This window comes from Paenibacillus wulumuqiensis (genome assembly GCF_000971965.1).
GTDB classification, from domain to species: Bacteria; Bacillota; Bacilli; order Paenibacillales; family Paenibacillaceae; genus Saccharibacillus; species Saccharibacillus wulumuqiensis.
Map to the genome: position 1 here is coordinate 139,120 of NZ_LAQP01000013.1, position 19,855 is coordinate 158,974.

Genomic DNA, 19,855 nt, shown 5'->3' on the forward strand with positions numbered 1-19,855 from the left:
CCCGGCAGAAAGCAGTTATTTTTGGGCAGTTGATATGCAGTCCAATGACTCGGATTCACCTTATCCAAGGCTTGAAAAATCCCGCTTTTTACAGCGGGATTTTTTTATGAATAAATGTTAAGGTGAAATGCTTGACATCTCATTTCATTTTCGATATGATATAAAACGTTGATGTGCTGTAAAGTGTTTTTCCTTGACGGAGGGAGTGTCCCGGATGAGTCAGGAGAATCGGCTCGAGAAAACGAACCGGATTAATTTACTGTTTGACTTTTATGAACTGCTGCTGACCGAAAAACAGCAAATGTTCCTTAAATATTATTTCCACGATGACTATTCCCTCGGTGAGATTGCGGCCGAGTTCAATATCAGCCGACAGGCGGTATATGAGCACATCAAGCGTGCGGAACAGGTTCTGGAAATGTACGAACAAAAGCTTGGACTGATGGACAAGCATTATCAGCGGGTCAAGGAACTGGAGAAGCTTAAAGCTGCGCTTCATCAGAGCGGACTGAATGATCAGCACCAGGCAGAAGCACTGGAGATCATGGATCATCTGGAAAGCATTGACCGACTGTAACATCGATCAATAATGAAAACATCGCTTGGCCGGATTAGTACTACATAACCGGATGCGGTATACTATATAAATACACGATCAGAGCAGCAAACAGTGGATTGCATCATCTCTGCTGTCAACAAAGCTTAGCCAAGAACCAAATGGAAGCGAGGTGAGGACACATGGCATTTGAAGGATTGACGACACGGCTGCAAAATGTATTCAGCAAACTTCGCGGTAAAGGTAAAGTATCCGATGAAGATGTAGCTGAAGCAATGCGTGAAGTACGACTGGCTCTCCTGGAGGCGGACGTTAACTTCAAAGTCGTTAAGGAATTCATTTCCAAAGTCAAAGAAAAAGCAGTCGGCAAAGAAGTCATGGAAAGCTTCACGCCGGGCATGGTCATCATCGATATTGTAAATAGAGAGCTGACTGAGCTGATGGGCGGTACACAGTCCAAGCTGGCCAAAGCGACCAAGCCGCCAACCGTTATTATGATGGTCGGTCTGCAGGGTGCCGGTAAAACGACCACTTCCGGCAAACTGGCACGGATGCTGCAAAAGCAGAATCATCGTCCACTCCTGGTAGCAGGTGATATTTATCGTCCGGCTGCGATCAAGCAGCTCCAGGTGCTCGGTGAACAGATTAAGGTCCCTGTCTTCTCCATGGGAGATCAGACGAGCCCGGTAGAAATTGCACGCCAGGCCCTTCAGGAAGCGAAGAACAACAACAATGATTATCTAATCATTGATACCGCCGGTCGTCTTCATATCGATGAGGAGCTGATGGATGAACTTCGTCAGATCCACGAACTGACCAATCCGGATGAAGTGCTGCTCGTTGTCGATGCGATGACAGGTCAGGATGCTGTCAATGTAGCAGAGAACTTTAACAACCAGCTGCAGCTGACCGGTGTGGTACTGACCAAACTGGATGGCGATACCCGTGGTGGTGCCGCATTGTCCGTCAAAGCAGTTACCGGCTGTCCGATCAAGTTTGCAACACTGGGTGAAAAGCTGGATGCGCTGGAAGTGTTCCATCCGGAACGTATGGCATCCCGTATTCTCGGCATGGGCGATATGCTCTCCTTGATTGAGAAAGCCCAAATGAATATCGACGAGGACAAGGCCAAGGAAATGGAGCGCAAAATGCGCAACGCCGAGTTCACGTTCGAGGATTTCCTGGAGCAGATGGATCAGGTCAAAAAGCTCGGTCCGCTGGACCAAATTATGGATATGCTGCCTGGCATGGGCAAAATGAAACAAACGCAAAACCTGCAAGTCGATGATAAACAGGTTGGACGTATCGAAGCGATTGTTCATTCCATGACCGTTCAGGAGAAACAGCATCCGGAAGTGATTAATCACAGCCGACGCAAACGGATTGCAGCAGGCAGCGGAACCTCCGTAGCCGAAGTGAACCGTCTGATCAAGCAGTTTGATGAGATGCGCCGCATGATGAAGCAATTCTCGGATATGATGGACCCGAAAAGCGCCAAAGGCGGCAAGAACAAAATGATGAAACAAATGCAGAAGCTGAGCAAAGGCGGCGGAGGCATGAAGTTCCCATTCCGTTAAACCGGGTGGAACTGCAGCGCAGTGATTACAACGCTCTGTATTCAATTGATTTTAACAGCCTGGCTGTAAAATAGAAGTTTGAATTATTTGAAGGAGGTGAATTCTCTTGGCAGTACGCATTCGTCTGAAACGTATCGGTGCTCATAAAGCGCCTTTCTACCGTATCGTTGTTTCCGATTCCCGTTCTCCTCGTGATGGACGTTTTATCGAAGAAATCGGTACTTACAACCCGGTTGCAGAACCATCTGTAACTAAAATTGATGAAGAAAAAGCTTTGAAATGGCTTCAAGATGGAGCGCAAGCTTCTGACACTGTTCGCAACTTGCTTAGCAAAGCGGGCGTGATGAAAAAATTTCACGAGCTTAAACAACAAAAATAATAGCTGACAGCGTCTGGGTTAACCAGCGAGGCACATGGAGGGTCAACGATGGAACAATTAGTAATGGTTATTGCTAAGGCTCTGGTAGATCATCCGGAAGATGTGTCGGTAAACGTGGTGGAGAAGGATAACTTGATCGTATACGAACTTAGCGTCCATCCGGACGATGCCGGTAAAGTTATCGGCAAGCAGGGACGTATCGCCAAGGCCCTCCGCACCGTTGTTACCTCTGCAGCAGTTAAGACACATAAGCGGGTTACCGTTGATATTATGTCTTAAAAATATACGAAAAAGGGTTAGGAGGAATCCTAGCCTTTTTTCGTACATTTTTTGCAGTATTCAAGACATATTGGTTAGAATAAGCTGTAGTTCATGCTGCCTCAGGCAGATTATAATAGCAAGAACATCTTTCAGTAAGCAAAGGAGAATACCAATGTCAGATCAATGGTTGATGGTAGGCAAAATTGTAAATACACACGGAATTCGTGGAGAACTCAAAATATACCCGAATACAGATTTCCCGGAAGTACGTTTTGCACCCGGTAACAAGCTGCAGATGGTTCATGAAGAGACAGGTGCCAGCCAGCAGGTAGAAGTGCAGTCTTCACGTTTGCAAAAAAACATGTATGTTATCCGTTTCAAAGGATTTGGCAATATCAACGACGTAGAAAAATACAAAGGCTGGGTGCTTAAAGTATCCAAAGATGATACGGTGGAACTGGAAGAGGACGAGTATTATTTCCATGAGATTATCGGCTGCGAAGTTGTTACTGATGAAGGTCAATCTCTGGGTGTGATTACAGAGATTCTTACTCCGGGTGCCAATGACGTATGGGTGGTCAAACCGGCAAAAGGCAAAGACATTCTGATCCCATACATTCATGACGTGGTACTGGATATTAATGTGGATGAGAAGAAGATTACTGTGCATGTGATGGAAGGCCTGCTGGAATGATGAAGATCGACGTATTGACTTTATTTCCGGAAATGTTCACTGGCGTGTTCGGCTCCAGCATTCTCGGCAAAGCGGCTGCCAAAGGGCTGGTAGAGCTGAATGCGGTGAATTTCCGCACGTATTCCACCAGCAAGCATGGGACAGTGGATGATACACCTTATGGTGGTGGAGGGGGAATGGTGCTTAAGCCAGATCCGATCTTCGCTGCAGTGGAAGATTTGCTGGCTCAAAAGCAGTTGTCATCTGAAGAACCAAAAGAAAAGCAGGCTGCAGTCGATCCGGTCGATCTTAATATGTCTTCGGCAGTCAAGCCGCGCATTATCCTGATGTGTCCGCAGGGCGAGACATTTACTCAGCAAAAGGCGGAAGAACTGGCACGTGAGCAGCATCTGATTTTTATTTGTGGGCATTACGAAGGTTATGATGAGCGAATTAGAGAGCATCTGGTTACGGATGAGATCTCCATTGGCGACTATGTGTTGACTGGTGGAGAGCTGCCGGCAATGACGGTAGTGGACAGTGTGGTACGTCTGCTGCCCGGCGTACTGGGTAATGAGACGAGCGCAGTTACCGATTCGTTTAGTACCGGTCTGCTGGAATATCCGCATTATACGCGTCCTGCCGAGTTCCGAGGCATGAAGGTACCGGATGTATTGCTGTCCGGCCATCACGCGAATGTGGAGAAATGGCGTCGTGAACAGTCACTGCTGCGTACGCTCCAGCGCCGTCCCGATCTGCTGGAACAAGCAGAATTGACGGAAAAGGAAAAGCAGTGGCTGCGTCAGCAGTCTAATCTGCAATCTACCGATAAAGTGGAATAACGATATCCAGCAGCAGATAGGCTTTATCGATGAATAGAGGTAAGAGTAAGCTGCATCTTTAGGGCAGCCTGCTTCATACCGTATGATCCGGCTAACGAAAGGCTACAAAGACAGGAGTAGTATCATGACATCTTCTTATAAACAACAGGACGACAGCATGCCGGAGTGGATTTCTCGTCTCAGCAGCGATCTGCGCAGTCAGGGTTATGCTTCTATATTGAGTGCCAGTTTTACCGATACAGAGGCAGATTCGGTTATCGGGCTGCTGCTGCCGGAATTTAAATATCTGCTGTATCTGGAGGCAGAACCGCGCAGAAAATACTTTATCGCTGATTACGCGGGCCGCAATACCGTCATCAAACTGCTTGACCGCATGATGGATCACAAAAAGACAGCACGTCTGAATGTGATGGAAAAAGACAGACTTACTTATGACCGCTACAGTGAAGAGCTGGACCGCTTGCACAGTCTACAGAAAATGCTGCGCATGGAACGTTTCGGTTAAGTGGAGCCATTGATCAGGGATGTATGGTCATTGGAGAATTAATTATCATAAAATACTAAAAATGTAATGACAAACCCTTTAAAAGGGCTTGTCATTACCTGAAAAGTTATGATATAATTCGAATGTTGTGTGAATCTGGTGGTCCTCTGCAGACAATGATGAGGAGACAAAAGGTCTCCCTGAGTCGCAAGAACATCTGTGTGGAAGGAGGAAGTCATAGATGAATATCATTCAGGCGATTACTCAAGATCAACTGCGCAAGGATATTCCTAATTTCCGTGCTGGTGATACTTTAAAAGTACACGTTAAGGTAATTGAGGGAACCCGCGAACGCGTTCAGTTGTTCGAAGGTGTAGTAATTAAACGTCAAGGTGGAGGCATCAGTGAGACTTTTACAGTTCGTAAAATCTCTTACGGTGTAGGTGTGGAAAGAACTTTCCCAGTAAACTCTCCTAAAATTGATAAAATCGACGTGGCTCGCCGTGGTAAAGTGCGTCGTGCGAAGTTGTACTATCTTCGTGAACTGCGCGGTAAAGCAGCGAGAATTAAAGAACTGCGCCGTTAATCCTTACAGAGAATACGGAAGAGAAGGGCTTGGTCATACAAGCCCTTTTCGTTGTTTTTACAGGATGTTTACAGCTTGATTATAGAATAAAGTTGCTATTCCGCCAGACCGTCTTGAACAAGCGATTTTGCAGAATTGCAGTCATCTCCCGTGCCTCAACGATATTGCTTGTATGTCAGGATATTCGTTACCGCATCGGTAGTTATACTGTGATTCATTGTGCAAATTGCAAAAAGACGGCAGACGGGATTTTTTGTATCATTTTCAAAGGCTGCCTGGCTAAAATGCAAAACCGGGATAATGCTTGACAAATAGCTTATTTCAAAATTTGGTTTTTGCAAAATTGTGTGTAAAATAGATAGAGGATATCGTATAGGTACTTGGTAACAACATCCGGGAAATCTCCTGTATGTTACCGGATGGTACATATACAAAGCGCCAATTCAACCAGGAAAGAAGGCATATCTATGGAGCAAGACTCAAAACAAACCAACAATCAAGCTGAGGCAGCACCGTCTGCCGAAGTTCAGGAACCAACAAACGGAGGCAGCAATTCCGAGACGGCAGCCGCTTCTCCCAAAAAGAAGAGCGAAGCCAAAGAATGGATCAAAGCGATTGTTGTAGCTCTGCTGCTCGTCATTGTGATCCGCTGGTTCCTTTTTGAGCCTTTTATTGTGGATGGGCCTTCGATGCAGCCTAATTTCCATACCGGCGAACGTGTTATTGTAAATAAGATTCTGTACGACATTCGCGATCCCAAGCCGGGTGAAGTGGTCGTACTCAAAGTTCCGTCCCAGCACCGTGACTTTATCAAACGGGTTATCGCTGTGGGTGGAGATACCGTCAAGGTCGAAGGAGATACGCTGACGGTGAACGGAAAAGTGATGAGCGAGCCGTACATTCAGGCAGCCATCGATAATGCACATGCCCAGGGAAGCGATTATAACATTAACAACTTCCCGACAGAGCAGCTCCCGGATGGCAAAGTGCCGGAAGGGTATGTATTTGTAATGGGAGACAACCGCTCCAACAGCCAGGACAGCCGGATGATCGGTTATGTACCGCTGGGAGATATTATTGGACGTGCTGACGTGATCTTCTGGCCGCTGAGCAATGCGGAATGGATCGATCAGGATGCACCTGCCGCACAAAATTAATTTTAGAAGTTAGGGGGAAAACCTGTGACCATTCAATGGTTTCCCGGACATATGACAAGAGCAAGACGCCAGATCGAAGACAAGCTTAAGCTTATCGATATGGTTATTGAACTGTTGGATGCGCGTTTGCCGTTATCCAGCCGCAACCCGATGATTGACGAGATTTTGCAGGGCAAGCCAAGAATGATTATTTTGAATAAAGCAGATCTGGCAGATCCGGCAACAACCGCATTATGGGTAGAATATTTTAAAAAGCAAGGTCATGAAGTGCTGCCTCTTGATGCAGCCAGCGGCTACGGAATCAAGGAGATTCCGGAACGCTCCAAGCTGCTGCTCAAGGAAAAGCGCGACAAACGGGCTGCCAAAGGCATGAATCAGCGCCCGATGCGCGGACTGATCGTCGGTATCCCGAACGTGGGTAAATCGACGCTGATTAACCGACTCGCAGGCAAAAGTATTGCTGCTACTGGAGACCGTCCAGGCGTGACCAAAGGCCAGCAGTGGATCAAGGTCGGTACGGAAATGGAACTTCTCGATACACCTGGGATTCTGTGGCCCAAGTTTGAAGATCAGACAGTGGGTTACCGTCTTGCTGTAACCGGAGCGATTCGTGAAGAGATTCTCAATGTCGAAGATGTGGCTTATTTCGGTATGAAGTACATTTGCGAATATTACTGGAAAAATATCGCAGAACGCTTTGAACTGTCAGAACCACCACAGGATCTGGATAATCCAAATGATATCGTGGAAATTATGGAAGAGATCGGTCGTAAGCGCGGCTGTCTGATGAGCGGCGGACGTATCGATCTGGAGAAGGCTTCAAAAGTTATCCTGCGTGAATTCCGTGCAGGCAAAATGGGCCGCATTTCCATGGAGACTCCATAAATGATTGGAGGATTATGGCATGTCTGAACTGTTGAACTATGAACGGGAACGCTGGTCAGCAGGCTATGAACATATCGCCGGTGTCGATGAAGTCGGCCGGGGATGCCTGTTTGGGGATGTGGTAGCTGCAGCTGTCATCATGCCGCAGGAGCTGATCATTGAGGGAGTAAATGACTCCAAGAAACTTACCGACAAGAAAAGAGAGCAGCTCTATGCGCAAATTATGGAGCAGGCGCTTGCTGTAGGTGTCGGCCATGTCAATGCGGCAATGATCGATGAGATCAATATCAGACAGGCTGCACGCCTGGCGATGAAGATTGCACTTCAGCAGCTGACAGTGGCACCCGATTATATTCTGGTGGATGCCGAAACGGTAGATATGCCGATTCCCCAGCAGAGTATTATCAAGGGAGATGCCAACAGTCACAGTATCGCCGCAGCTTCTATTATTGCCAAGGTAACACGTGATCGGCTGTGTGCAGGAGAATGGGAAGAACAGTATCCGGGCTACGGCATTGCCGGTCACAAGGGATATGCGACCAAGTTGCACCGGGAGCGTATCCTTGAGCTTGGTGTCACGCCATTGCATCGTCGCAGCTTCCTCGGCAATCTGCTGCTGGAGCAGCCGACACTTTTTTGATTAATCATATTATCCAGCAGGAAAATAGTTGATTTCCTGCTGCGAATCGGTTACGATGTTGCATATATTATCGTAGACACGGTTAGGGAAGAACCCGAATCTTTTATAGAGATCGGGTTCTTTTTGTATATATCTGTATATATGACATTGACTTATTGGAAGACAGTATGTAACCGATAAATATACAAAGGCGAATAATCCGGAGCGGTTCTATGTAGCATGAACGGATTGTTCCCTATACCTATTTATAAATACAGACAGGAGGTTAGATGATGAATATCGGATCACTATTCCGGGGGATGATGGGTGATGTCAAGCCGGGGGAAGCCAAGCAAATGGAATTAAAAGAAGGCCAGGTGGTCCGCGGAGTGGTAACCAGTATATCGGATGACGGACAGGAGGCAGTCGTACAGATTCAGGGTGTCAAAGTACGTGCCAAGCTCGAGACACCGCTTCAGCAGGGAGAGACGACCATGCTGCAGGTACAGCCTCCAGGCAAGGATGGCATGCCTGTCCTCAAACCGGTTGCAGGTAATCCTGCTGCACAGCTGCCTGCTGCCTCTACAGCAGAAGTGCTGGAGTCCATGAATCTCCCGGACACCAAAGATAACCGGGCCATGATTAACCAGATGCGTACATCAGGTATCCCTTTAACACCGGAGAATGTGAAAAATATACAAACTTCGCTTGCTCAGAAGCCTGCTGCTGTTCCGGTAGGAGAATGGGTTCAAGCCGCAGCTGTAGCTGTGCAAAAAGGGCTGCCTGTCACAGGCCAGAGTGTTGCAGGATTGCATCAGGCGTTGTTCGGTCCACCGCTGCACGAAATGCTGGGCAATATGGAGCAGCTGCTTCAGTCTGCATCTACCCAGCTCAAAGGCGGCGGCTCATCCCAGAGTGCGTTAACTAATGGAAATAATGCCAATCCCGCTGCCTCATCTGCTGCTCCGTCTGCTGCAGATACACCAGAGGCTGCCACTAAGGGGATGACGACCTCTCCGACTCCACCCGCTGCACAGTCTGCCAATGCAGGCGGAACAACTGCTGTACTGTTGAATAAGCTGCAAAATGTCATTCAGCAGATCAACAGTCTGGTGCCTCAGGCAGCAGGACAGGATGCGCCGCTGCAAAATGTCGGTACAACAAGTACACAGGCAGCATCAGTCGAAGGGGAAAGTGATCCTGCCAGTCGCGCTGCATCCAGTAATACCGGATCAGCTGCGCAAAATGCAGCTTCATCAACACAAGCTTCCACTGCTGCAGGTCAGACTAAGCCGACAGTGGCTGCTCCATGGGTAGGACAGGTTCTGAAGCTCCTGGGAGCTGAATATGAGCAGCAGACAGTCCGCGCAGCACTCACGCTGACTGCGGGCTCAACTGCGGCTTCTGCGGAAGCGCAGGCAGGCACAACGGCCGCTCCTGGACCAGCCAATCAGGCGCAGCAGCCTGATGTAGATCCTCGCCAGCCTGCTCCTGCCAATACAGGAGGGCCTGTTCCTAGTACTACTGCCAATGCTGGTACTACAGCTCCATTACCAGCGAGCAGTACACCTGTTAACGGACAAGCGCCAGCCGCTGCCACTCCACTGGTACCCGATGCTCCAAATGCTCCAGTGGCACCGCAGGCACCGGCAATTATTGTTCCAACTACTGCAGCAGTACCAATGTCTGCACAGCATCCGAATATACTGCATGCACATGATCCGGCCTTGCTGAATACGGTTACCCGACCGGACGCTTCACAGATTGCCCAGCCCGCTCTCCAGGCTGCTGAAGATGCCTTGGCTAAAGCACAGGATACACTCAAAGGTCTGCTGCTGCAATTAACATCAGCGGATGATGTGCCTCCTGCTCTTAAGGATGCTGCTCAGCAGCTCGTACAACAGCTGACCGGCCAGCAGCTGCTGCTGAATACGGATCGTACGGCTCCTTTTGCCCAGGTTACCATGTTTGTGCCTTTTAACGGACCGGACGGACAGGAGACCGCTTCTGTACAGATTCAGTCACGCAGGGGAGCCAAGGGAGAGCTGGATGCTTCCAACTGTCGTTTGTGGTTTGATCTCGATATGAAAATGCTCGGACCTACGCTGCTGGATGTGCAGGTAGTGGACAAAATTGTTACACTCAAAGTGCATAATGATCTGGAGCAGCTGGCTCCATTGATAGAGAGCAAAAAGCAGGAAGTAGCCGATGCGATCGGTTCCCTCGGTTATCAGCTGTTATCCCTGCAGTTCGCCGGTCTGCCTGTTCGTTCGACCAATGAAGCTGGCAGTACAGCTGCGCCTGGTTTCGGACTGATGGATCAGTATGCACCGCCTGAATACAAAGGGGTGGATATGAAAATATGAATAAGCCCAAAGATAGCTCATTTATAGGCAAGCGTGCAGTTGCACTGAAATATGATCCTTCTCAGGGAGAAGCCCCGGTCGTTGTCGCCAAAGGACGAGGCCGGGTCGCCGAGACGATTCTGGAAAAGGCCCAGGAAGCGGGTGTCGCCATCCAGGAAGATGCTGCACTGGTGGAAGTACTGTCCAAGCTTGATCTCGATCAGCAGATCCCAGGCGAATTGTATGATCTGGTCGCCGAGATCCTGACATTTATTTACCGGGCAGACAAGAACTTTACTTCCAACCTGGATATCTGGTGATGAGATATGAATAAATCCGATTTGTCCGTTAATGCCGACTCTTTATGTGTCGCGCACAGTGATAGAAGTGAACATACAGATGAACGGCAGGACGACAGAAAACTCAAGGGCCGAATTGCCGAAGATACGGCAGCCTATTACCTGGATCAGCAGGGTTATCAGGTTATGACGAGAAATTGGCGCTGTCGCAGCGGTGAACTGGATATTATCGCCGCTGTGGACGGCATTATTGTCATCGTGGAAGTACGCAGCCGCAGCGGTATAACCCATGGTACAGCAGCTGAATCGGTAGACTGGCGCAAACAGCGTCAGATCCGGGAGACCGCTGAAGTCTATGCTTATGCTACACATCAATATAATCAGCGCTTTCGCTATGATGTTATTACAATACAGATGAATTCGGCATATCAGGTAGTAGAGCTGGAACATATTATAGAAGCTTTTCGTTGAATTCGGACAGAATAATAAATGATAATATGCAAAATGAGGAAGCACCCATTTGTATTACACTCCTGCAGACTGGCAGGATAATGTATACAGAAGGGGTGTTTTTGTTATGTATGGTAAATTGTTCAGTGCCTGTCTTCAGGGCATTCATGGGGTAATGGTAGAAGTGGAGACGGACCTTTCCAATGGGCTGCCGATGGTATCCATTATCGGTCTGCCGGATTCGGCGATTCGCGAATCTGTTGAACGGGTCCGCTCGGCGATTAAAAATTGCGGGTTTACTTTTCCTTCCCAGCGGGTCACCATCAACCTGGCACCTGCCGATCTGCGCAAGGAAGGTTCTGCATTTGATCTGGCCATAGCGATGGGGATACTGGCAACGAGTGATCAGATTATTTTCCCCGGTCAGGAGAAGATGCTGCTGATCGGCGAACTTGCTCTGGATGGCGCACTTCGTCCGGTACCGGGTGTTCTGTCGATGGTGGATGCTGCCCGTCAGCATGGATTAACTTCCGTTATTTTACCCGCAGAGAATGCGATGGAGGCAGCACTCGTAGAGGGCGTACGTATATATGGAATCAAGCATATGAATGAGCTGTTTGTGGAACTGAATCATAATCATTCGACTCCCTCCAGGACAGAGACAGGTGTTGAGGTGTTTACGATGGGAGTACCGGGACAGCCGCCCATGATTGTCAAAAAAGTGACACAGGCAGCTTCCTTACAGTCTGTTGCTGCAGCGCATAGCACAGATGCCGAGTTATCCGAGCATACTGTCATATCTGAAGACTCAAAAGACTCAAAAGCTGCCCAAATCGAATCTATGGAGACGCCGGAAGCAATAGGTACAGCCCAAAATGATGAACATTCTGGCAATATGTCACCAGTAGAATCTGTACAGGCACAATCCAATCAGAACGACTCTGCGATCGAACTGCCGGGTCCACTCAAGAAATCCGATCCGCGTAAACTGGTTCATCTGGAGCCGCTGTTACTGAGCCGCCAACATATTCGGGAACTTCGTCAGTCTGCTCCAGCGACCCATGAAGACTATGCGGATGTATTTGGACAGCAGCACGTCAAACGGGCACTTATGATTGCTGCTTCCGGCATGCATAATATTTTACTGCTTGGTCCCCCAGGTACCGGAAAAACTATGCTGATCAAGCGTCTGCCAACAATTCTGCCCCCTTTGACCGAAGAGGAAGCACTGGAAGTGACCAAAATACTCAGTGTCGCTGGCAGGTTCAAGGACAGCACAGCCGGACTCGTCTCTACGCGTCCGTTCCGTTCTCCTCATCACAGTATTACCGTTCCAGGTTTAATCGGTGGCAGCAGTATTCCCAAGCCGGGTGAAGTGAGTCTCGCCCATCAGGGAATTCTGTTCCTCGACGAATTACCGGAATTTCCAAGATCCGTGCTGGAAGTACTGCGGCAGCCGCTGGAAGATCATGAAGTACATATCAGCCGGGCCAGAGCCGTATTTACTTTCCCGGCGAATTTCCTGCTTGCTGGCTCGATGAACCCCTGTCCATGCGGATACCTGGGCAGCCACCATCCAGTGCATCACTGTACGTGCAGCGATGCGCAGATTGCCCGCTACCGCGCCAAAATATCCGGCCCGCTGCTGGACCGGATAGACCTGCAGATCGAAGTGCCGCGTCCGAGCGAGCGCGACTGGCAGCAGTCGGAAAGATTCCAACCGGATGGTTATGACTCCGCCAGCATGAGAGATATTGTACATCGCACCCATGAACGCCAGCTGAAGCGTTATGCAGGCATAGGCATCCAGTGGAACAGCCAGTTGTCCGGCCGCTGGCTGCGGGAGCATACGCATCTGGCAGCAGACGCGAATCTGCTGCTGGAAGCTGCATTTGAACAATTGGGAATGAGCATGCGGGCGAGAGATCGTGTACTCAAGCTGGCCCGTACGATTGCCGATCTGGAAGAAAAGAATCAGATTGAGGCTGTACATATTGCCGAAGCGATACAGTATCGTCAGCTGGATCGCAAAAAAACGGGGGGCTAGGCAGATATCATTTTGCTGTTGCACAATTTTAGCATTGGCAGAAAATTATCAGTTTGTTGTCGAAAGGAACAGATTAGGGCTTGAAATCATTGGGCTGGCAAGCAATCAGATCCGCTTTTCATTACACTCTTATGTATGTCTGGCAATTTCTCATCCTGATTGGTCATAATTACTACTAAAATGACACAAGCGTATCCTTGTTGAGGAGTAAAACTGACTGGGGAGTTAGCGATACGAGAATCTGAGACTTGGTATAACAGATGTACACATCGGGCTGCCGATAAGGTGCGGCTGAAACGGTTATATTTTTGGTGATAAAAAGCATAATAAGCCTCTTTCTATTTGGCGCTTCAATCGTTAATATAAAACTTACTAGAAGAAAGGAGGCCGTTCAATGCAGTCCAATAAAGCAGAACGTCTTAAAAATGCACGTATTCTCAATAAACCCTTATTGGATGAGGAGCTTCAGCACCGTCTGCCACCGGGGCAGACACTTACCGACAGTTTTCCGATTTTGCATGAAGGAAGTGTACCCGAGTACGATCTGAAGGAGTGGAACCTGCGGATTTTTGGAGAAGTGGAGCAGGAATATACTTTTTCGTTTGAACAGCTTCAGGCGATGCCAGTGACACAGACGATAAGTGATATTCACTGCGTTACGCGCTGGTCCAAGTTTGATACGCCATGGGAAGGAGTCCGATTCTCGGATCTGGTCCGTCAGCTAAAAATCAAACCGGAAGCCCGTTATGTGATGATCCACGCTGATCCGGATTATGAGACAAATGTAGCTCTGGAAGAGCTGATGAAGGATGATGTACTGCTGGCCTGGAATTATGACGGCAAGCCTCTTACGGCCAAACATGGTTGGCCGCTGCGCCTGATCGTACCGCAGTTTTACTTCTGGAAAAGCGCCAAATGGATTCGGGGCATTGAATTTATGAACGAAGACCGAAGAGGCTTCTGGGAGAACCACGGCTTCCATAATATAGCCGATCCTTTCAAAGAAGAGCGTTTCTCATCCGACGAATATGAGATGCCCGAAGATGAATGGAAGTACTGCGAAGCGGATTGAATTTCCATTTATATGAAACAAATTCCTTTTTATTCCGTATATGATCATACATCCTTCTATTAATAATTTGAATAATTATCAAGAAAGGAATGAATGATATGGAATTATTCTGGCTTATTTTGTTTATGACAGCAATCTTTGCTCCTCTGGTATGGAACAAAATTGCAATTGGCAAGCGAATTCATGACGAAGAGCAAAAAGCAGGTCGTGACCTTACCCACGAGATCAATCCTTTTACCGGCGGACGTGATTAATACGCTGTAGATGTCAGTATAGCTTGAAATTAATTAGCAGCAAAATGGAAATGCAGGATGATGAGGAGGTTGACAGGATGGAGATTATAGTGCATATCTTATCTGGATTTGCCAAAGCAGCGAATGCCCTTTATATCATAGCTGTGGGCAGACGTATTCATGCGGAAGAGCAGGAGATCGGCCGCGATCTGACATATGAAGCCAATCCCTTTACAGGTAGTCATAAATCGTAGGTTCGCTTGATCAGACATTGCAGAAAAAGGAAACAGAAAATGTTGTAGAAATATTCTCCATACCATAGTCACAACACATCCTGCATACACATGTAAAAAAGACTGACGCTATAACACGCCAGTCTTTTTTGTAATTCATTTTTATGGTTCAATTTTGCTAATTCATAATAAGCCTATTACAGGCTTTCGACTGCTTTAGACAATTTGGCATCCAAAACTCCTTTTTCTACATTACCCTCGTTCAGATCCGGGTTAAACCAGTAGATTACCAGTACATTGTCGTTTGTATACTCGGTTTTTTTGAAAGGAATACCGTTTTGCTGAGTCTTCAGATCTTCCAGACCTTTTTTCAGGTCATCTTCGGATTTGAAAACATAGATTGATACAGGCTCGGTTTTTTTAGGATCTTTGGTTGTAACATAACGATCTGGTTTCACGTTATTGAGTACCCATTTTCCTGCAGCATCTGGTTCAGATACCAGATCGATTCCCTGCTTTTTGATAGCTGCGGCAACTTCTTTGGTAGTCATATTAGCAGCAGTACCGCTTTTGGCAGAGTCAGTGGAATTATCCGACTCACCAGGCTTATTCTCGGTAACAGCGTCTTTTGTAGTATCATTTGCAGCGGTTCCTTGCTCGTCAGCTTCCTTGTTATCTGTAGCGGAAGTATCTGTAGTGCCCTGTTCAGTAGTAGTCGACCCGGTAGCAGGTGCTGCCGCAGGCGCAGATTCGTTGGCTTTGGAACAGCCGGTCGCTGTAACGACAGTGAGTGCGAGTAAAAGCGTAGTGATTTTCAGTTTCATAAGTGACCTCCTGTTATTATGCGTGATTTGGTAAGGTTATTGGTGCTCATGATCATGTAAAATGGAGCGTAATAACCCTTTGCAATGAAGATGCAAAGCAATATTCATTATAACATACATACACCAATGAACAACTTTTGACACGAAGCTTACATTCCGATCAGGCAGCAAGCCTATTCTTCAATCTACTACAAAAGCTGATATGATAGTAATGTATGCGGTACCAGAAAAATAAAAAATAATATTGTATAGTGTGCACTATTAATCTGAATTGCTCATGAAAATAGCTGTAAATCAAAAAGAGAAGCAGCCAGGGGAAGCTGCTTCTCTTCATTATATTTATATGAACCGTCCTATATCAGAAATCTTTCTCAGGGGGAAAGAAAGACTGGAAAGGGGAAAGGGATGGATATTATGAGTATGACATATGCCACTGCTAGCGTATAAATAGACTTTTAGGTTCCGAATTATTCTCCGTACAGCGGCAAAATAATACCTGGCAATCATGTATCAAGCTGCAAAATGAATTACAGAACGTTAATTTTTACTGCAATATTACCGCGTGTTGCACGGGAGTAAGGACATACATTATGTGCTTCTTCAGCCAGCTTGGAAGCTATATCACGATCGATACCTTTGACCAGGACATCCAGACGTACAGCCAGTGCAAAGCCGCCATCTTCCGCTTTACCAAAGCTCACTGTACCTGTTACCTGAGTGCCTTCATGTTTTACTTTTTGCATACGGGCTACCATGTTCAGCGCGCTATCAAAGCAGGCAGAGTAACCGGCTGCAAACAGTTGCTCGGGATTCGTACCGGCACCACCAGCACCGCCCATTTCTTTTGGAGTGGCAATATCAAGGCGCAGATCCGGGCTGGAAGATTCCACGTAACCCTGTCTTCCGCCAATTGCTGTTACAGAAGTCTCGTACATTTTTTGCTGGATATTTAACATATTTATTACCACCTTTTTCGATATTTTATTTTACAAAATTAAATTTATCACAATTAATATAAAAAGTAAAATGTTTTTCGTAATAATAATGTCAGGCAATTAAATTTGTGATAGAATAGAGTTTAAGCATTAAATACAATCAAGTATTCATATATCGTTTGGTGGGTTATTACTATATAAAAATCCCGAACCTATCAGAATACTCATTATATAAAAGCAGGTGATTATAGAATGGACACTCAATCTCAGGAATATCCGCATCCCCAGCTTAAGCTGGACAATCAGCTTTGCTTTGCCATCTATGCGTCGTCCCGTGAAATGACCAAAATGTACCAGCCGCTGCTGGATCATCTCGGCCTTACGTATTCGCAGTATCTTGTGATGCTCGTACTATGGGAACAGCAGGAATGTACAGTGAAAGAATTGGGTAATGCATTATACCTTGATTCCGGTACGCTGACACCGCTGCTCAAACGTCTGGAAGCGGCAGGCCTTATTATCCGCAAACGTTCTACGGAAGATGAACGCAAAGTTCATATTACATTGACCGAAGCCGGCTGGAGCTTGCAGCAGCAAGCGGTTTCCATTCCAGATGATATTAAGCAGAGAACATGCATTAACACGGATAAGCTTGACGAGCTGCTGCACGAGTTCAAGCAGCTGCTGCAAAATATTCATCAGGCTAATGTAAGCGGGGCAGCAAACAAGAAATAATTTTTCCGATGCCGGATTATAATGATATACAGGTACGAAATGATCATCCCTCTTAACGATTTAGTTGAGAGGGATTTTATTTTTTTACATTGTTAACGCATACATGATATATTAAGCATAGGCAATTACTTCCTTATAATTTTCTCCATATCGTGGATTAAAATGGTAAAATTTTTAAGGAAAGCGTTTTAAAAACATGTTACAATAGCAAAGGTTATTGATTTGCCGGGCAATATGGCCGGAATGCATTCATGTCGATAGGAGGATTTACCAGATGAATATCCATGAATATCAGGGAAAACAATTACTTAAACAGTATGGAGTGGCAGTGCCTGAGGGCAAAGTTGCCTTTACAGTAGAAGAAGCTGTAGAAGCAGCACAATCTCTGGGCAGTCCGGTATGTGTGGTCAAAGCACAGATCCACGCTGGCGGTAGAGGTAAAGCCGGAGGCGTTAAAGTAGCCAAAAGCGTAGACGAAGTTCGTACGTATGCGCAGGAACTGCTTGGCAAGGTACTTGTTACCCACCAGACAGGTCCGGAAGGCAAAGAAATCAAACGTCTATTGATTGAAGAAGGCTGTGATATTCAAAAAGAATATTACATAGGCGTAGTTATCGACCGTGCTACAGGCAAAGTGGTTATTATGGCTTCTGAAGAAGGTGGCACAGAGATCGAGGAAGTGGCAGAAAAGACACCGGAAAAGATTTTCCGTGAAGCTGTCGATCCTGCGGTCGGTCTGCAGGCTTTTCAGGCCCGCAAGCTGGCTTATGCCATCAATATTCCTACCAAGCTGGTAAACAAAGCAGCTCAGTTTATGTTGTCTTTGTACAAAGCATTCGTAGAGAAAGACTGCTCGATTGCCGAGATCAACCCGCTGGTTGTAACAGGTGACGGTCAGGTTATGGCTCTGGATGCCAAGCTGAACTTTGACTCCAACGCGTTGTTCCGTCATCCGGAAATTCTTGAACTTCGTGATCTGGAAGAAGAAGATGAGAAAGAGATTGAAGCTTCCAAATTCGACCTGAGTTATATCGCTCTGGACGGCAATATCGGCTGTATGGTCAATGGTGCCGGTCTGGCGATGGCCACGATGGATATTATTAAATACTACGGCGGCGAACCCGCCAACTTCCTGGACGTAGGGGGCGGTGCAACGACAGAGAAGGTTACCGAAGCCTTCAAAATCATTCTGTCCGATCCGAACGTAAAAGGAATTTTCATCAATATATTCGGCGGTATCATGCGCTGTGACGTTATTGCTAACGGCGTCGTTGAAGCTGCCAAGCAGATCGGGCTGGATCGTCCGCTCGTCGTGAGACTGGAAGGTACGAACGTGGATCTCGGTAAGCAGATTCTGGCTGAATCGGGACTGAACATCGTAGCTGCCGACTCCATGGCAGATGGAGCGCAAAAGATCGTAGCGCTGGTATAAAACAACACCAGGACCTAAATTAAGTGATAGGAGCTGTGACTGGACAATGAGTATTCTTGTAGATAAGCATACAAAAGTGATCACTCAAGGGATTACCGGTTCAACGGGATTATTTCACACCAAAGGTGCCCTGGATTATGGTACGCAAATGGTCGGCGGAGTAACGCCGGGCAAAGGTGGAACCAACGTGGATATTACGCTGGAGAATGGCTCCACAGTGAGTCTGCCGGTATTTAATACGGTTGTTGAAGCCAAGGAGAAAACAGGCGCTACGGCAAGTGTTATCTATGTTCCACCTGCATTTGCAGCAGATTCCATCATGGAAGCGGTCGATGCAGACCTTGACCTCGTTATCTGTATTACAGAAGGTATCCCTGTACTCGATATGGTCAAAGTAGCCCGTTATATGGAAGGCAAAAAGACGGTATTGATCGGACCTAACTGTCCAGGCGTTATCACGCCAGGCGAGTGCAAAATCGGCATCATGCCAGGCTATATCCACAAGCCGGGTTATGTAGGTGTCGTATCACGCAGTGGTACGCTGACGTATGAAGCAGTGCATCAACTGTCTACACGCGGCATTGGTCAATCTTCTGCCGTAGGTATCGGTGGTGACCCTGTCAAAGGTTCCGAATTCATCGACATTCTCAAAATGTTCAATGAAGATCCGGATACCCGTGCAGTTATTATGATCGGAGAAATTGGCGGTACAGCGGAAGAAGAAGCGGCAGAGTGGATTCAAGCGAATATGACCAAGCCTGTCGTAGGCTTCATTGGTGGTGCTACCGCGCCTCCAGGCAAGCGTATGGGTCATGCGGGTGCAATCATTTCCGGTGGTAAAGGTACAGCTGCCGAGAAAATTGCCAAGCTGGAATCCTGCGGTGTCAAAGTCGCTCCAACGCCGTCCGAGATGGGTTCTACGCTGGTGGAAGTGCTTGAAGAGCGCGGTCTGCTGAGCGAGTGCACGACTCACTAAAACAATGAACAAAGCCGATTCAGCCTGTCGATGAACAGGGATAGACTTCTGTCTTTCTTTTCATTATAATAGCTGTAATTGGATATCGTTCGTGACAGGGTAAGCAACCTCTGATTCTCTTATTGAGACAGGGGTTGCTTCTTTGCGTTGTCCAGCTGCAAGCACCAATAGAGTAAACGCTTGCAATATGAAATGACATACGATTAAATGGAGTAGATGGTCACGTCTGCCTCCTGACAGAGGAGAATGGATAAT

Annotated in this window: 23 protein-coding genes; 21 read left to right on the top strand and 2 right to left on the bottom strand. The window is 47.2% G+C overall.

Annotated elements, in window-relative coordinates; translation table 11 throughout:
- Window positions 1-214 precede the first annotated feature (214 nt).
- From ylxM to WH45_RS23775, 18 genes are all read left to right on the top strand, one after another.
- Entirely contained in the window at window positions 215-577 is a 363-nt protein-coding gene (gene ylxM / locus WH45_RS15510) for a YlxM family DNA-binding protein (protein ID WP_046215333.1), read from the top strand.
- Window positions 578-738: 161 nt separating this feature from the next.
- Window positions 739-2,133, top strand: a complete 1,395-nt coding sequence (gene ffh, locus WH45_RS15515; RefSeq protein ID WP_046215334.1) for a signal recognition particle protein — start codon at window positions 739-741, stop codon at window positions 2,131-2,133.
- A 106-nt stretch (window positions 2,134-2,239) separates the two neighbouring features.
- Complete coding sequence (gene rpsP / locus WH45_RS15520) at window positions 2,240-2,512, top strand: 30S ribosomal protein S16 (RefSeq protein ID WP_046215335.1); 273 nt, start codon at window positions 2,240-2,242, stop codon at window positions 2,510-2,512.
- A gap of 48 nt (window positions 2,513-2,560) precedes the next feature.
- Complete coding sequence (locus tag WH45_RS15525) at window positions 2,561-2,791, top strand: KH domain-containing protein (protein ID WP_017813643.1); 231 nt, start codon at window positions 2,561-2,563, stop codon at window positions 2,789-2,791.
- Window positions 2,792-2,945: 154 nt separating this feature from the next.
- Window positions 2,946-3,467, top strand: a complete 522-nt coding sequence (gene rimM, locus WH45_RS15530; RefSeq protein ID WP_046215336.1) for a ribosome maturation factor RimM — start codon at window positions 2,946-2,948, stop codon at window positions 3,465-3,467.
- The gene (gene trmD, locus WH45_RS15535; protein WP_046215459.1) at window positions 3,467-4,288 is read left to right on the top strand and encodes a tRNA (guanosine(37)-N1)-methyltransferase TrmD; all 822 of its coding nucleotides are present in this window, start codon (window positions 3,467-3,469) and stop codon (window positions 4,286-4,288) included. The genes rimM and trmD overlap by 1 nt, the downstream gene beginning before the upstream one ends.
- Before the next feature lie 124 nt (window positions 4,289-4,412).
- On the top strand, window positions 4,413-4,793 hold the full coding sequence (locus WH45_RS15540) for a hypothetical protein (protein ID WP_046215337.1): 381 nt from the start codon (window positions 4,413-4,415) through the stop codon (window positions 4,791-4,793).
- A 220-nt stretch (window positions 4,794-5,013) separates the two neighbouring features.
- The gene (gene rplS, locus WH45_RS15545; protein ID WP_046215338.1) at window positions 5,014-5,358 is read left to right on the top strand and encodes a 50S ribosomal protein L19; all 345 of its coding nucleotides are present in this window, start codon (window positions 5,014-5,016) and stop codon (window positions 5,356-5,358) included.
- 467 nt (window positions 5,359-5,825) lie between these two features.
- Window positions 5,826-6,515 carry a signal peptidase I gene (gene lepB / locus WH45_RS15550; protein ID WP_046215339.1) on the top strand — a complete coding sequence of 230 codons (690 nt, stop codon included), beginning with the start codon at window positions 5,826-5,828 and terminating at the stop codon, window positions 6,513-6,515.
- Between the two features lie 24 nt (window positions 6,516-6,539).
- Entirely contained in the window at window positions 6,540-7,400 is an 861-nt protein-coding gene (ylqF, locus tag WH45_RS15555) for a ribosome biogenesis GTPase YlqF (RefSeq protein WP_046215340.1), read from the top strand.
- 19 nt (window positions 7,401-7,419) lie between these two features.
- Entirely contained in the window at window positions 7,420-8,040 is a 621-nt protein-coding gene (locus tag WH45_RS15560) for a ribonuclease HII (protein ID WP_046215341.1), read from the top strand.
- Window positions 8,041-8,312: 272 nt separating this feature from the next.
- A complete protein-coding gene (locus WH45_RS15565; RefSeq protein ID WP_046215342.1) occupies window positions 8,313-10,385 on the top strand; it encodes a Smr/MutS family protein in 2,073 nt (690 codons plus the stop codon).
- On the top strand, window positions 10,382-10,684 hold the full coding sequence (locus WH45_RS15570) for an EscU/YscU/HrcU family type III secretion system export apparatus switch protein (RefSeq protein WP_046215343.1): 303 nt from the start codon (window positions 10,382-10,384) through the stop codon (window positions 10,682-10,684). The genes WH45_RS15565 and WH45_RS15570 overlap by 4 nt, the downstream gene beginning before the upstream one ends.
- A gap of 6 nt (window positions 10,685-10,690) precedes the next feature.
- Window positions 10,691-11,134, top strand: a complete 444-nt coding sequence (locus tag WH45_RS15575; protein ID WP_052723809.1) for a YraN family protein — start codon at window positions 10,691-10,693, stop codon at window positions 11,132-11,134.
- Window positions 11,135-11,240: 106 nt separating this feature from the next.
- On the top strand, window positions 11,241-13,160 hold the full coding sequence (locus WH45_RS15580) for a YifB family Mg chelatase-like AAA ATPase (protein WP_046215344.1): 1,920 nt from the start codon (window positions 11,241-11,243) through the stop codon (window positions 13,158-13,160).
- Window positions 13,161-13,554: 394 nt separating this feature from the next.
- Window positions 13,555-14,232: a sulfite oxidase-like oxidoreductase gene (locus WH45_RS15585; RefSeq protein ID WP_046215345.1), complete on the top strand. Its 678-nt coding sequence runs from the start codon at window positions 13,555-13,557 to the stop codon at window positions 14,230-14,232.
- Between the two features lie 98 nt (window positions 14,233-14,330).
- On the top strand, window positions 14,331-14,486 hold the full coding sequence (locus tag WH45_RS23660) for a hypothetical protein (protein WP_162198447.1): 156 nt from the start codon (window positions 14,331-14,333) through the stop codon (window positions 14,484-14,486).
- Window positions 14,487-14,563: 77 nt separating this feature from the next.
- Window positions 14,564-14,719: a hypothetical protein gene (locus WH45_RS23775; RefSeq protein WP_200897711.1), complete on the top strand. Its 156-nt coding sequence runs from the start codon at window positions 14,564-14,566 to the stop codon at window positions 14,717-14,719.
- Window positions 14,720-14,895: 176 nt separating this feature from the next.
- Here the strand turns inward: WH45_RS23775 and WH45_RS15590 are convergent, their stop codons facing one another.
- Complete coding sequence (locus tag WH45_RS15590) at window positions 14,896-15,522, bottom strand: hypothetical protein (protein WP_046215346.1); 627 nt, start codon at window positions 15,520-15,522, stop codon at window positions 14,896-14,898.
- A gap of 527 nt (window positions 15,523-16,049) precedes the next feature.
- A complete protein-coding gene (locus WH45_RS15595; RefSeq protein ID WP_046215347.1) occupies window positions 16,050-16,478 on the bottom strand; it encodes an organic hydroperoxide resistance protein in 429 nt (142 codons plus the stop codon).
- A 231-nt stretch (window positions 16,479-16,709) separates the two neighbouring features.
- Between WH45_RS15595 and WH45_RS15600 the strand changes: the two genes are divergently transcribed.
- From WH45_RS15600 to sucD, 3 genes are all read left to right on the top strand, one after another.
- Window positions 16,710-17,192 (top strand): MarR family winged helix-turn-helix transcriptional regulator, encoded by a 483-nt coding sequence (locus WH45_RS15600; RefSeq protein WP_046215348.1) that lies wholly within the window; start codon window positions 16,710-16,712, stop codon window positions 17,190-17,192.
- Window positions 17,193-17,466: 274 nt separating this feature from the next.
- Window positions 17,467-18,624: an ADP-forming succinate--CoA ligase subunit beta gene (gene sucC, locus WH45_RS15605; RefSeq protein ID WP_046215349.1), complete on the top strand. Its 1,158-nt coding sequence runs from the start codon at window positions 17,467-17,469 to the stop codon at window positions 18,622-18,624.
- 46 nt (window positions 18,625-18,670) lie between these two features.
- A complete protein-coding gene (sucD, locus tag WH45_RS15610; RefSeq protein ID WP_046215350.1) occupies window positions 18,671-19,600 on the top strand; it encodes a succinate--CoA ligase subunit alpha in 930 nt (309 codons plus the stop codon).
- Window positions 19,601-19,855: the final 255 nt, after the last annotated feature.